General features: G+C 62.2%; 12 protein-coding genes and 1 pseudogene. 2 read left to right on the top strand and 11 right to left on the bottom strand.

Features of this window, described 5'->3' with window-relative positions; translation table 11 throughout:
• The first annotated feature begins 6 nt into the window (after positions 1-6).
• Entirely contained in the window at positions 7-1230 is a 1224-nt protein-coding gene (locus V5279_RS29165; RefSeq protein WP_338690504.1) for an MFS transporter, read from the top strand.
• Between the two features lie 474 nt (positions 1231-1704).
• Here the strand turns inward: V5279_RS29165 and V5279_RS29160 are convergent, their stop codons facing one another.
• The 5 genes and pseudogenes from V5279_RS29160 to V5279_RS29140 form a co-directional block, all read right to left on the bottom strand.
• Complete coding sequence (locus V5279_RS29160) at positions 1705-2538, bottom strand: hypothetical protein (RefSeq protein WP_338690502.1); 834 nt, start codon at positions 2536-2538, stop codon at positions 1705-1707.
• Positions 2535-3116: a hypothetical protein gene (locus V5279_RS29155; RefSeq protein WP_338690500.1), complete on the bottom strand. Its 582-nt coding sequence runs from the start codon at positions 3114-3116 to the stop codon at positions 2535-2537. Before V5279_RS29155 ends, V5279_RS29160 begins: the two co-directional genes overlap by 4 nt.
• Positions 3117-3464: 348 nt before the next feature.
• Positions 3465-3593, bottom strand: a pseudogene (locus V5279_RS29150) (3-oxoacyl-ACP reductase); the annotation flags it as partial.
• Positions 3594-3903: 310 nt separating this feature from the next.
• On the bottom strand, positions 3904-4665 hold the full coding sequence (locus V5279_RS29145) for an SDR family oxidoreductase (RefSeq protein WP_166306276.1): 762 nt from the start codon (positions 4663-4665) through the stop codon (positions 3904-3906).
• A 12-nt stretch (positions 4666-4677) separates the two neighbouring features.
• On the bottom strand, positions 4678-5439 hold the full coding sequence (locus tag V5279_RS29140) for a proteasome-type protease (RefSeq protein ID WP_166306279.1): 762 nt from the start codon (positions 5437-5439) through the stop codon (positions 4678-4680).
• A 305-nt stretch (positions 5440-5744) separates the two neighbouring features.
• Between V5279_RS29140 and V5279_RS29135 the strand changes: the two genes are divergently transcribed.
• Entirely contained in the window at positions 5745-7340 is a 1596-nt protein-coding gene (locus V5279_RS29135; protein ID WP_338690496.1) for an ABC transporter substrate-binding protein, read from the top strand.
• Between the two features lie 127 nt (positions 7341-7467).
• Here the strand turns inward: V5279_RS29135 and V5279_RS29130 are convergent, their stop codons facing one another.
• From V5279_RS29130 to V5279_RS29105, 6 genes are all read right to left on the bottom strand, one after another.
• The gene (locus tag V5279_RS29130; protein ID WP_338690494.1) at positions 7468-7761 is read right to left on the bottom strand and encodes a GYD domain-containing protein; all 294 of its coding nucleotides are present in this window, start codon (positions 7759-7761) and stop codon (positions 7468-7470) included.
• 377 nt (positions 7762-8138) lie between these two features.
• Entirely contained in the window at positions 8139-8357 is a 219-nt protein-coding gene (locus V5279_RS29125; protein WP_166306282.1) for a hypothetical protein, read from the bottom strand.
• Between the two features lie 194 nt (positions 8358-8551).
• Positions 8552-8962, bottom strand: coding sequence for a carboxymuconolactone decarboxylase family protein (locus V5279_RS29120; RefSeq protein WP_338690490.1), 411 nt, complete (start codon positions 8960-8962; stop codon positions 8552-8554).
• A gap of 189 nt (positions 8963-9151) precedes the next feature.
• Complete coding sequence (locus tag V5279_RS29115) at positions 9152-9994, bottom strand: transglutaminase family protein (protein WP_166306288.1); 843 nt, start codon at positions 9992-9994, stop codon at positions 9152-9154.
• Positions 9995-10155: 161 nt separating this feature from the next.
• On the bottom strand, positions 10156-11103 hold the full coding sequence (locus tag V5279_RS29110; RefSeq protein WP_338690487.1) for an alpha-E domain-containing protein: 948 nt from the start codon (positions 11101-11103) through the stop codon (positions 10156-10158).
• 176 nt (positions 11104-11279) lie between these two features.
• On the bottom strand, positions 11280-12698 hold the full coding sequence (locus V5279_RS29105) for a circularly permuted type 2 ATP-grasp protein (RefSeq protein ID WP_338690485.1): 1419 nt from the start codon (positions 12696-12698) through the stop codon (positions 11280-11282).
• Positions 12699-12749: the final 51 nt, after the last annotated feature.

The following is a 12749-nucleotide window of genomic DNA, read 5'->3' as shown; positions in this document are numbered from 1 at the left end:
TCATCCATGCTCACCGCCACGCCGGCCGGCGCCCGCGATCTGCTCGGCCACAGACCGTTCCTGTTCTTTTTGTCGTCGCGCAGCCTGTCGCGATTCTCCAGCCAGATCGGCGCGGTCGCGATCGGCTGGCAAATCTATGAGCTGACCGGCAGCGCGTTCGACCTCGGCATGGTCGGACTGGTGCAGTTCCTGCCGACGGCACTGCTCGTGTTCGTCGCCGGCCACGCCGCCGACCGCTTCGAACGCAAGCGCGTGGTGCAGGCCTGCCAGATCGCGGAAGCGTTGACCGCATTGTTTCTCGCCGGAAGCACGTTCGCCGGCACCATCTCCGAGATCCAGATCTTCGCTGCGACCTTCGTGCTCGGCATTGCCGGCGCGTTCGAGAGCCCGGCGACCGCCGCGTTGCTGCCGCTGATCGCGCCGCAGGGCTCGCTGCAGCGGGCGACCGCGATCTCGAGCGGCGCGGCCCAGGTCGCGACCATCACCGGACCGGCGCTCGGCGGCTTCGCCTATGCGCTGATGCCGAGTGCGCCCTATGCTGTCATGATGGTGTTCTGGCTGTTCGGCGCGCTCTTGACCGGCGGCATCGGCCGGCTGCAGCAGGCGGCGCCGAAGAACGGGCAGGTGTCGGATGATCTGTTTGCCGGCGTCACCTTCGTGCGCAGCAATCCGGCGATCCTCGGCACCATCTCGCTCGACCTGTTCGCGGTGCTGTTCGGCGGCGTCACTGCGCTGCTGCCGATCTATGCGCGCGACATCCTGCAGACCGGCCCGCTCGGCCTCGGCATCCTGCGCGCCGCACCGGCGGTCGGTGCGCTATTGATGACGATTGTGCTGGCGCGGCACACCATCAACCGCCGCGTCGGCATGCGCATGTTCCAGGCGGTGATCGTGTTCGGCGTGGCGACGGTGGTGTTCGCGCTGTCGCACTGGATGTGGCTGTCGGCGCTGTCGCTCGCGGTGCTCGGCGCCGCCGATACGATCAGCGTCGTGATCCGCTTCTCGCTGGTGCAGCTTGCCACCCCCGACGAGATGCGCGGCCGCGTCGGCGCGGTCAATTTCCTGTTCATCAATGCGTCGAACCAGCTCGGCCAGTTCGAGAGCGGCGTCACCGCGGCACTGCTCGGCGCGGTGTCGTCCGCCGTGCTCGGCGGCGTCGCCACCGTTGCGGTCGCGCTGCTCTGGATGAAGCTGTTTCCGACGCTGCGGGATGTGGAGAAGCTGGAGTAGCCGGATTTTTACCTCACCCCGCCTGCGGGGAGAGGTCGACGCGAAGCGTCGGGTGAGGGGGATTCCCCGGACACTTCAAGAATTTCTGGCGAAAATCGTTAAACTCCGAGACGACGCTTCGAGGCGGCCCGCTACAGCAGGATACTGCGGACGACGTACAGGCTCAGCACACACAGCACGGGGAATCACTTTTTCGAACCGTCTCAGCACAGAAACGAAGATTGGGAGAGGCGGAAAGTAATCTAACCGAGCACTGTGTCCTGACTCGGACCAGCCTGCGCTTCAACCGAACTGCGGCCGTAATAAGCATCAAGGTCGAGGACTGCTCGTCTGTATGAACGGGCGTCATCATCCGGTACGTCAAAGTCAGCTTGAACCTCATCAACACCCGCAAGAAGAGTTCCAAGTGTAGATTTGTTTGTGTTGACCAGATCTGCATAGCAGCCATAGTCCAACTTATATACGACGAACCTTTCACCGGCTCTGTGCGCTGAAGACGATGTGAAGAGCACGACGATCGAATAGACGGTCAATCGTTTCGTCCTTTACGTTTACCGGCAGAAGAAACGCCCTAGTTCGCCGATTACCAATCACTTCGTCGCGAATCCAATCGAGCAACTTGCTATTAGCTGGATTCGATTGGATCGCGGAGTATTTGTCCTGCTGAAAGAATGTGAGTGCGGCATTTCGCAACGTTGGCATCGAGATTGGAGATTCATTCGCCTTCTGGGCCGCCAATGCCAAGACGTGCATCGCATCTCGCGGGACACCTTCACATGCCCTCACGAACTCCGTGAAAACATTATGCTGAGTGAAGGCCGCACCGATGACGTCTTGCCCTGTTAAATCAATCTCGAGCGCATTCGCGACGGTTGCGGTATGTTTTTCGATCAAGCGCCTAAAGAACTGGACGGATCGATTTTCATTGTTGTCAAAGACCAGATAGTCATCGAGATTGATGGCCGGGACAATATCTGCGCCAAGCTCAAACCCAATATAGGTTGTGCCGTCTCGATCCAATTTCACCGATGACCGGTGCTCGATCGCGGCAATTTTCACTGTTATGTTTTGAGATGTGAAGAACGTTCGGCGAAGAAGGTCAGCTAGATATGGCTGCAAATCGGCCGGGATAGTGCTCCACTCATCAACAAGTATCCAAATCCGCTTTGGCCGCACGAAGTCCGACAGAGCTCTGACTCGCTGGTTCAGATAATTAAAGTCGATCCATGCAACTTCCGAACCCTTTTCTGCTGCCCGTCCGCTCGTAGATTTGGACCGGCTCTGCTCAGAACCGGCCGATAATTTCATCGATGGCGCGTTTGAGAGCAAGACCTCCAACCCTGACGATCGCTTGCCACCAGCCGTGTCTTGATGGCCTGTCTCTCTCTCTCGACTGTGCCAATCACCCTGACTTCAGAGAAAGCTTGAACAAAACTATCCAGCAATGGCGCCGCTGCAGATACGTCCCATTTTGATTTTGGATCGGTGAAGACCTCAAGCAAGCCGGCTTGAACCGCCGCGCAAACGTCAATCAATAGCCTAGTAGCTCGCTCGGCCAACGGTAAGGTCTTATCATCGTAGATCGATTGATTCGATCCGATGTTTTGGCAATCGACATAAACAGCTACATCGCCCTGTGTATTCTGCCGACCCATAAAATATCGGAGAGCATGCGTTTTGCCAGTGCCACGACGCCCGTACAATATCTGATTGTTAGTCGACTCCAGCGTGTCCAATAACGGTCCGACCGAGACAAACGTTTCTGCAATTTGCTGAGAATCCACTCTTTCAGCACGATCGCTGAAGCGCATAAAGCAGCGGTTGATGCTCAGCATCTCGCCCGTCTCCCCCGGCATCTCGTCGAATTTATCGACCTTAGCTAGCATCAGGCGACACCTGGAAGTAGGAGAAAGGCCGATTGACAGGGCAAAAATCTGCGTTTTTGCACCATCACTAACGGAACGTCCTATGGCGGTCAGGCGGCGCGCCCTCGCCGGTACGGCCGGAGGGACAATATACCGTTGGCCGAGACGTCGTTCCGGCTATTCGGGACGACAGGAATCAGTTGTCCATACCGCTCCTCATTGCCGATCCGCGGCGTCAAGGTGAGCAGTGCTGCGCGATTCCTGAAGCTGGAGCCCGACTTCCCTGAGGCAGCCCCTCATCCCAACTCTCGAAGAGCGAGCTTCGCTCGTCTCGACCCCGCAAGAGCGGGACGAGGGAGAAGAGAGGGCGCCCCGTCCCACGAACGGCATCTTGGTCGCCATGACCGTCATGGACAACACGTTGGCGTCGAGCGGTAGGCCCGCCATTTAGGCGATGGCATCGCCGACCCCTTTGGCGTCCATACGGGTTCGTTCTCGATCGTGCCGTAGCACGTCAGTTGCAGAAGTCCGCAAATGCGGGCGGTAGCCCCGGGCGAGGGATGCTCGCACGATTTCGGAATAATGGAAAAATATCGCTGAATTGCCCGACGTGTCAAGCTGCCGTGTCGAACGCCGGCAGCCGCGGGCTACTTTGCATGGGGTTGTTTTCGATATTTTGGCAGTGCGCCCCTGCGACGGCAGGCTATCGCCTATGGCGATCAGCCCACGTTGCACAGTTCGTCATGGCCGGGACAAGCCCGGCCATGACGACGTGATAGTCCTGCCGCAAGCAGGGAGAAGGAGAAGATCAGCCCCGGCCCACGAACGGCATCTTGGTCGCCATCACCGTCATGAACAGCACGTTGGCGTCGAGCGGCAGGCCGGCCATGTAGGCCACGGCGTCGCCGACTGCCTTGGCGTCCATGCGCGGCTCGTGCTTGGTGGTGCCGTCCGGCTGCAGCACGCCGGGGCCGTTGACCATGCGGTCGGTCATCGGGGTCGCGGCATTGCCGATGTCGACCTGGCCGACCGCGATGTCATACATCCGGCCGTCGAGATTGGAAGCCTTGGTGAGGCCGGTGATGGCGTGCTTGGTCGAGGTGTAGGCCGCCGAGAACGGCCGCGGCGCATGCGCCGAGATCGAGCCGTTGTTGATGATCCGGCCGCCGCGCGGCTTCTGGTCCTTCATGATGCGGAAGGCGTGCTGGGTGCACAGGAACGGCGCGGTGAGGTTGGTGTTGACCACCGCCTGCCACTGCTCGAGCGGCAGATCCTCGAAATTCACCGGCGGCGCGCCCATGCCGGCATTGTTGAACAGCACGTCGAGCCGGCCATAGGTCGCCTTCACCTTGTCGAACAGCGCGGCGATCGCGGCCGGATTGGCCATGTCGGCCGACACGCACAGGCTCTTGCCGGCGGGGCCGAGCTTGCTGGTCTCTTCCAGCATCTCGATGCGGCGCCCGGCGAGCACCACGGTGTAGCCCGCGTTCATCAAGGCGAGCGATGCCGCGCGTCCAACGCCGGTGCCGGCGCCGGTGACGAGTGCGATCTTGCTGGTTGCCTCAGTCATCCGAGTTTCCTCTTATTTGGTTTTTGCTTCGGTTTCGTTCTTGTAGGGTGGGCGTGGAATGTTCTGGTGCGCCGCGCGCAGCGCCGCCGACCAGCGCGAACGCAGGTCGTGGAAATAGGGCTCGCCGGCCTCGATGCGGTGGTTGAGGTCGGCCTCGCAGGCGTCGGTGCGCACCACCAGCACGTCGATCGGCAGGCCGACGCCGAGGTTGGAGCGCATCGTCGAATCCATCGAGATCAGCCCGGTCTTCAGCGCCTCGTAGAGCTCGACATCGTAATGCATGGCGCGGTCGAGCACCGGCTTGCCGTATTTGTGCTCGCCGATCTGCAAATAGGGCGTGTCGGTGGTGCACTCGATGAAGTTGCCGGCGGTGTAGACCATGAACAGGCGCATCCGCGAGCCCTTGATCTGGCCGCCGAACAGGAACGAGACGTCGAAGGAGATATCCTCGGAGCGCAGCGCGTCGCCCTCGGTGGCGTGCACCGAGCGGATGGCGCGGCCGATCCGCTGCGCAGCCTGGAACATGGTCGGCGCGTTCATCAGCGTCTCGAGCTCGCCGGTGTGCGGATCTTCCATGCCCTCGGTCAGGGTCGACAGCACCGACTGGCTGATCGCCAGATTGCCGGCGCTGGCGATCGCCATGATGCGCTCGCCGGGTTTTGAGAAGATGTGCAGCTTGCGGAAGGTCGAGACATTGTCGAGGCCGGCATTGGTGCGGGTATCGGCGATCATGACGAGGCCGTCTCGCACCAGAATTCCGCAGCAATAGGTCATTTCCAGTCCCCAACGATCCGAATTTCTCGGCGCAGAACTAGTAGCCAATTTCGAGGTCGCATCCAACCCCAATTCCCCGTCGCGGGACATGCGGCGACCGGTCAAAAAGGGGCGGGTGGCCTGCCGCGGCGAATGGCCCGTATGGGACTGTTCCGCCCGCAGGCCGTTCGGAGATGCCCGGGCGCCAACCTCATTCTGCGCCGCGCGCATCGGGCAATGATCCGATGTTCTCGCGATTGCGAGAGGCTTTCCCTTGTGCTCGACTGCCCGCAACCGACAACAACAAGAAATTCCGGGAGACGAGAATGTCGTTCAAACTGGCCGCATGCATCGTGGCCTTGAGTATCGTGGCAACGGCCGCGAGCCCGGCATCGGCGCAGAAGAGGGGCGGCACGCTGCGGCTCTATCACAACGACAATCCGCCCTCGACCTCGCTGCTTGAAGAGTCGACCATCGCCTCGGTGATGCCGTTCGCGGTGGTCTTCAACAACCTCGTGGTGTTCGATGCCGCCAAGGTGCACGAATCGATCGACACCGTGATCCCGGATCTCGCCGACAGCTGGTCGTGGGACCAGACCAACACGAAACTCACTTTCAAGCTGCATCACGGTGTGAAGTGGCACGACGGCCAGCCTTTCACCGCCAAGGACGTGCAATGCACCTGGCGGATGCTGATCGGCAAGGCGGAGACCCAGGACTTCAAGCGCAATCCGCGCAAGGTCTGGTACACGAAGCTCAGGGATGTCAGCGTCAATGGCGACGATGAAGCGACCTTCGAGCTGACCGAGCCGCAGCCCGGCCTGCTCGCGCTGCTCGCCAGCGCCTTCTCGGTGGTCTATCCCTGTCATGTGCCGCAACAGGTGATGCGCACCAAGCCGGTCGGCACCGGGCCGTTCAAGTTCGTCGAATTCCGGCGCGGAGATTCAATCCGTCTCGTCCGCAACCCCGATTACTTCAAGAAGGACCGGCCGTATCTCGACGAGATCACGGTGCGCTCGATCGACAGCCGGGCCACGCGGATGCTGGCGTTTGCGACCGGCGACTATGACATCACCTTTCCGTCCGACGTCAGCATTCCCCTGATGAAGGACGTCAAGGCGCGGACGCCGAACGCGATCTGCGAGATGACGTCGACCAATCTGCAGATCAATCTCTTGGTCAACCGCGTCAATCCGCCGTTCGACAATCCCGAGATCCGCAAGGCGATGTCGCTGGCGCTCGACCGCAACGCGTTCAACAGCATCCTGTTCGAGGGCACCGGTCGGCTCGGCGGCGCGATGCAGGCCAAGCCCGAAGGCGAGTGGGGCATGCCGGCAGACGTGCTGTCGACCATGATGGGCTACGGCCCCGATACCGAGAAGAACCTCGCGGACGCGCAGGCGATCATGCAGAAGCTCGGCTATAGCGACGCCAAGCCGCTCTCGATCAAGATCCAGACCCGCAATCTGCCGACCTATCGCGACCCGGCCGTGATCCTCGCCGACCAGCTCAAGAATATCTATATCGTCGCCGAGCTCGACATCCTGGATACGCCGCGCTGGTACTCGCGGCTGCAGCGCAAGGATTACACGATCGGCCTCAATGTCACCGGCGTCAGCGTCGACGATCCCGATAGCAACCTCGTCGAAAACTACTCCTGCAACTCGGAGCGCAACTACACCCAGTATTGCAATGCCGAGGTCGACAAGTTGCTGGCCGCGCAATCGCGCGAGGTCGACAAGGACAAGCGCCGCAAGATCGTGTTCGACATCGAGCGCGTGCTGGTCGAAGACGCCGCGCGGCCGGTCATCCTGCACTCATCGGCCGGCAATTGCTGGCAGCCCTACGTTAGGAACTTTCGCCCGCACGACAACAGCCAGTACAACAATCTGCGCTTCGAGGACGTCTGGCTGGACAAATAATGCGTGCTGCCCCGCTGGCGACGACGTGAGTCGCCCTGCGCAGACGCTGAGTGCTCGCGCCGATCGCCGGGTGTCACATAGTGACGGCACCCAGGCCGCGCAGAGCTCGACCGGACATCCGAAGCCGCTACGGAAGCTCGGATATCAGCTTGGTCCACTCGGCCTCGGGCCAGGCCCGTGAGGTGCAGGTCCGTATGTTTCCCTGAGAACTGAGTGCGAGCGCGAGTTTCGTGATGTTGTCGCCGAGAGGCGCTTCGGCGAGGAGAAGGATGTCATGCTCGCCGGAGGTGAGATAGACCTCCTTGATCTCGACACCGAGAGTCTTGGCGAGTTCTTTCGCTGCTCGGCTGCGCTTGGGCGCTTCCTTGACATTACGAATTCCCTGGTCGGTCCAGTCGATCCTCACTAAGAATGTCGCCATGTCGTCCTCCAAGGGTTACGCACTGCCCTTGTCTGCCGCGCGCGCGGCAGGCCAACGTGCTTCATGTTGAAGTTGAGGGAGCGCCCCATAAGGCAGGCGCTGCTTTCAGACTGCGATGCCTGCCGACGGCCTGACCGCTGCCTGTTCCATCCGACGGCGACGTCGGCCCGTCCCGTCTCAAAGGGCAGCTCGCTGCAGATTACGCCATGTCATTTGCTGGAGAAAGAGGGCTCCCCGCGTTGTGATCGCAAACGCCGTGACGGGGTTCGGCGATCACCCAGAATTCGCGTAGGAGAGACGCTGCGTCGAGGTCACACCTCTGCGCACGGATAAGAGCCGCAGAAAGCCTTCGCGTGCCGGCTGCCATCTGGTGTAAGTCAGGTGTGGGTGTAATCACCCGGTTTCAATCCGAGCGCTTTGACAGCTGCTTCGGGAAGCTGGCCCCACGCTTCGACCCTTTCATTCGGGGCCATCATTTCCGCAATAATTGCCGTGGCCTTTGCCGCATCTCCTTCAGCCACGAAGAAGACCGAGCGAATAGGCGGGCCGCCGTCCAACGGCTCAGTTGTTACGAGGACAACCTGACCATTTGCCATGCTCTCTTATACCGCTATCGCGGCGCTGTTTCCACGGATCCCTTCGATCGATCCCAGCGATCCGGCCGCCGACGCAGGCGCCAAAAGCGAGCTGGCCTAGTATTGCATCGTCGCGGCTCGAACACCAAATAGCAGAACCTGGGACGCAGAACCGCTCCAGGAGCGAGCAGGCGGCGCTGTGCGCCCTGCTCACCCTACGCATCCCGCGCATCGACGAGGAACGCCTCGTCCACCGGCACGCCGAGCGCCGTGACCAGCCGGTTGGTCTCGGCGGCCATGCCGACGATCGCGAGCATTTCCAGATATTCTGCCTCGGTCATGCCCTTGGCACGGGCGCTCGCGGTGTGCGAGTGAATGCAGTAGCTGCAGCCATGGGCCACCGAGACTGCAACGTAAAGCATCTCCTTGACCTTTGGATCGAGCGCGCCCGGTGCCATCACCTCCTTGATGCTCTCCCAGGTCCGCCGCAGCGTCTTGGGATCATGCGCGAGCGCGCGCCAGAAATTGTTGACGAAGTCCGACTTCCGCGTCGTGCGGATATCCTCGAACACAGCGCGTGCTTCCGGCGAGAGTTCGTCATCGGAAAGCAGTTTTACGGTTGCCATGGCTTGTCTCGCTGGTTCGGATTGGAGCCGCGATCATATCACCATCGTCATTCCCCGGTGCGCAATTGCGCACCTGAGGGCGCGCCTCTTGGCGCGAGCCCGGAATCCATTTCTCCGCACAGCCGGGGGCGCGATGGATTCCGGTCTCTCGCTTCGCGAGCCCCGGAATGACGATGGCGAGGAGGCAGTCTACGACTGCGTCTGGCTCTGCCACTGTCCGGGGCGCCCGGCCTGATCGACCTTGACCGCGACTGTCAGCGTCTCGCTGCCGCCGCCATAGCGGGTGCCGCGGACCGGGGCGGCGCCGAGATAGTCGAGGCCGATCGCGACGCGGGCATGGGCGTCGGTGGTGCAGATGCCGTTGGCGGCGTCGAAGCCGACCCAGCCGAGATTGGGCACGAACGCCTCGGCCCAGGCATGACCGGCCTGCTGGTTGACCATGCCGTCGGAGCGCAGGAAGTGGCCGGAGACGAACCGCGCCGGCACGCCGCCGGCGCGTGCGCACGCGATCAGGATATGCGCGTAATCCTGGCAGACGCCGCGCTTCAGCGCGAACGCCTCGGAGGCCGAGGTGGCGCTGTTGGTCGGATCCTCGTCAAACGTCATGTGCTCGTAGATCTGCACCATCAGCGCGTGCAGGAAGCCGAGCACGTCGGCGCCGGCCTCGGCGCGCAGCTCGCGCACGGAGGCGGTCATGGCCGGGTTGAGGTCGGTCAGCGGCGTGGGCCGCAGGAACAGGCTCGGCGGAAACCGCTCGTCGCTGCCGCGCAGCACGCCGCCGGTGTCCTGGGTCTCGACCAGGCCTTCGCAATGGATGGTGAGGTCGCTGATCGAGCCGTGGGTCAGCACGTGAGTGACGTTGCCGAAAGCGTCCTCATGGGTGTCGAGCCGGGAATCGGTCGAGACGTCGATCTGCCAATCCGCGACATATTGGCCGTCATGGCTGCCCGGCGTCATGCGCAGGATCTGGATCACGCCCGAGGCCGCCGGCTCGTAGCGATAGGTGGTGGTGTGGGCTATCCGCAGGCGCATGGTCGACCAACACAGTTGGGATCGTTATATCAGGGCAAAAGCGCGAAGCGCGTCCTCGCCAGATGTCCCGGGCGTCCGTCTTTCGCCCTTATCGTCCTTCAAAGCAAGACGGGGATGGCCGGGTCAAGCCCGGTCATGACGGGATTTTGCGTCAAAACCGGTCAAATCAGGTACTGCTTGGTGACGATCTCACCGAGCCGTGAGTTGTCCGCGATGAATTCCTGGATGAACTCGTGCACGCCGTGCTGGAAGATGTCGTCCATATGGCTGTGCTCGAGCCGGTTCCTGATGCCGCGGGCGTGGCGCTGGGCGGCGCCCTGGCGGCCATAGGCGACGCCGATCTGGTCCAGATTGCGCACGAGGTTGCTGTAGCAGCTGGCGAGCGACCGCGGCAGCGTGTCGTTGAGGATCAAAAGGTCGGCGATCAGCCAGGGTTTCAGGGTTTCCCGGTAGACCCAGTGATAGGCGGTCGTTGCCGACACCGAGCGCAGGATCGAGGTCCACTGGTAGTAATCCAGCGGGCCGCCGACATGCTCCTCTTCGGGCAGCAGCATGTGATACTTCACGTCGAGAATGCGCGCGGTGTTGTCGGCGCGCTCGAGATGCACCCCGAGCCGCGAGAACCAATAGGCGTCGTTGCGCAGCATGGTGCGGTAGGCCGAGCCGTCGAAGCGCAGCGAGGTCTCCTGCACAAAGCGCAGGAATTTGGCCAGTTCCTCGCGGCTGCCGGTCCCGCCCTTGCCCCACACCGCCTGCAACTCGATCCAGGCCGAATTGATGGTGTCCCACATTTCCGAGGTCAGGGCGGTGCGCACCGAGCGTGAATTCAGCCGCGCCGCCTCGATGCAGTTCTTGATCGAGGAGGGGTTCTCCGACGAGAAGGAGAGATATTCGACGACGTTCTGCTGGTTGGCTTCCGGGTAGTGATCGTAGAAGCTCGCGCCGACGCCGGCGGTGAGCAGCGCGGAATCCCATTCATTGGTCTTGCCGACATAGGCCGCGGGCAGCGCGGTGACGCGTAGCGTGGCGTCGATCGTGCGCGCCAGATATTCGGCACGTTCGACGTAACGGGCGAGCCAGAACAGATTTTCGGCGGTGCGCGACAGCATGCGATAGTCCCTACAAGACGAAAAATGTTCTGAATTCACCTCCCCCTAAAAGGGGAAGGTCGGCGCGCAGCGGCGGGTGGGGGTCTTCTCTCCGTTCGGCGCAAGTGGCCGACCCCCACCCCGACCCTCCCCCTTGCAGGGGGAGGGAGGGCTTGCGCAGCGCGTTGGGCTTCAAATCACTCACTCAGAATCCAGGTGTCCTTGGTGCCGCCGCCCTGGCTCGAATTGACCACGAGCGAGCCTTCCTTCAGCGCGACGCGGGTCAGCCCGCCGGGCACGATGGTGGTCTGGCTGCTGCCGGTCAGCACGAACGGGCGGAGGTCGACATGGCGCGGCGCCAGGCCCTTGTCGGTGCAGGTCGGGCAGGTCGACAGCGCCAGCGTCGGCTGGGCGATGAAGCCTTCGGGCTCGCGCTTGAGCTTGTCGCGGAACGCCTCGATCGTGGCCTTGGTGGCGGCCGGGCCGATCAGCATGCCGTAGCCGCCGGAGCCGTGCACCTCCTTGACGACGAGGTCGGCGAGGTTGTCGAGCACATAGGACAGATCCTGCGCCTCGCGGCAGCGCCAGGTCTGCACGTTCTTCAGGATCGGCTCCTCGCTGAGGTAGAACTTCACGATGTCGGGCATGTAGGAATAGATCGCCTTGTCGTCGGCGATGCCGGTGCCGACCGCGTTGGCGAGCGTGATGTTGCCGGCCGCATAGGCCGACATCAGCCCGGGAACGCCGAGCGCGGAATCCGGACGGAAGGTGAGGGGGTCGAGGAAATCGTCGTCGACGCGGCGGTAGATCACGTCGACCCGCTTCAGCCCCTCGGTGGTGCGCATGAACACCTCGTCGTTCTTGACGATGAGGTCGCGCCCCTCGACCAGCTCGATGCCGAGCTTGTCGGCGAGGAACGAGTGCTCGTAATAGGCGGAGTTGTAGACGCCGGGCGTCATCAGCGCCACCGTCGGCTCGGCGGACGCGCTGTGCGGCGCCACCGAGCGCAGTGCCGACAGCAGCTCATCCGGATAGCGCTCCACTGGCGCGACGCGGTGCCGCGCAAACAGGTCCGGAAACAGCCGCATCATGATCTCGCGGTTTTCCAGCATGTAGGAGACGCCGGACGGCGTGCGTGCATTGTCCTCCAGCACGATGAAGTTGTCGGGATCGGTGCGGATGATGTCGATGCCGGCGATGTGCACGTAGATGTCGTGCGGCACGTCCTGGCCGTTCATCTCCGGACGGAACACCGGGTTCTGGAAGATTAAATCCTCGGGGATGACGTTGGCGCGCAGAATGTCGCGGCCGTGATAGATGTCCTTGAGGAACATGTTGAGCGCGAGCACGCGCTGCTTGAGGCCTCTCTCCAGCAGCGTCCATTCGTTCGCGGACATGATGCGCGGAATGACGTCGAACGGGATCAGCCGCTCCTGGGCTTCGGTATCGCCATAGACCGCGAAGGTGATGCCGATCCGGCGGAACAGCAGCTCCGCTTCCTGGCGTCGATATTCGAGCGCATCCGGCGGCGTCTCTTTGAGCCAGCGGGAAAGCTCCTGGTAGGCCGGGCGAAGGTCCTCGCCAAGGCCGTTCATCTCATCGAACGCGACTGCCATATATCCCGACTGCCCTCCAAAGCCATGTGACACAGTGCATGACTTGATGGG

The sequence above is a fragment of the Bradyrhizobium sp. 26S5 genome (assembly GCF_036923295.1).
GTDB classification, from domain to species: domain Bacteria; phylum Pseudomonadota; class Alphaproteobacteria; order Rhizobiales; family Xanthobacteraceae; genus Bradyrhizobium; species Bradyrhizobium septentrionale.
This window is presented reverse-complemented; position numbering and strand designations above follow the sequence as displayed.

Bases quoted from the DNA above. Each gene is read 5' to 3' on its own strand.
- V5279_RS29165 (WP_338690504.1), top strand. From the start codon at position 7: ATGCTCACCGCCACGCCGGCCGGCGCCCGCGATCTGCTCGGCCACAGA.
- V5279_RS29160 (WP_338690502.1), bottom strand. From the start codon at position 2,538: ATGAAATTATCGGCCGGTTCTGAGCAGAGCCGGTCCAAATCTACGAGC.
- V5279_RS29155 (WP_338690500.1), bottom strand. From the start codon at position 3,116: ATGCTAGCTAAGGTCGATAAATTCGACGAGATGCCGGGGGAGACGGGC.
- V5279_RS29145 (WP_166306276.1), bottom strand. From the start codon at position 4,665: ATGACTGAGGCAACCAGCAAGATCGCACTCGTCACCGGCGCCGGCACC.
- V5279_RS29140 (WP_166306279.1), bottom strand. From the start codon at position 5,439: ATGACCTATTGCTGCGGAATTCTGGTGCGAGACGGCCTCGTCATGATC.
- V5279_RS29135 (WP_338690496.1), top strand. From the start codon at position 5,745: ATGTCGTTCAAACTGGCCGCATGCATCGTGGCCTTGAGTATCGTGGCA.
- V5279_RS29130 (WP_338690494.1), bottom strand. From the start codon at position 7,761: ATGGCGACATTCTTAGTGAGGATCGACTGGACCGACCAGGGAATTCGT.
- V5279_RS29125 (WP_166306282.1), bottom strand. From the start codon at position 8,357: ATGGCAAATGGTCAGGTTGTCCTCGTAACAACTGAGCCGTTGGACGGC.
- V5279_RS29120 (WP_338690490.1), bottom strand. From the start codon at position 8,962: ATGGCAACCGTAAAACTGCTTTCCGATGACGAACTCTCGCCGGAAGCA.
- V5279_RS29115 (WP_166306288.1), bottom strand. From the start codon at position 9,994: ATGCGCCTGCGGATAGCCCACACCACCACCTATCGCTACGAGCCGGCG.
- V5279_RS29110 (WP_338690487.1), bottom strand. From the start codon at position 11,103: ATGCTGTCGCGCACCGCCGAAAATCTGTTCTGGCTCGCCCGTTACGTC.
- V5279_RS29105 (WP_338690485.1), bottom strand. From the start codon at position 12,698: ATGGCAGTCGCGTTCGATGAGATGAACGGCCTTGGCGAGGACCTTCGC.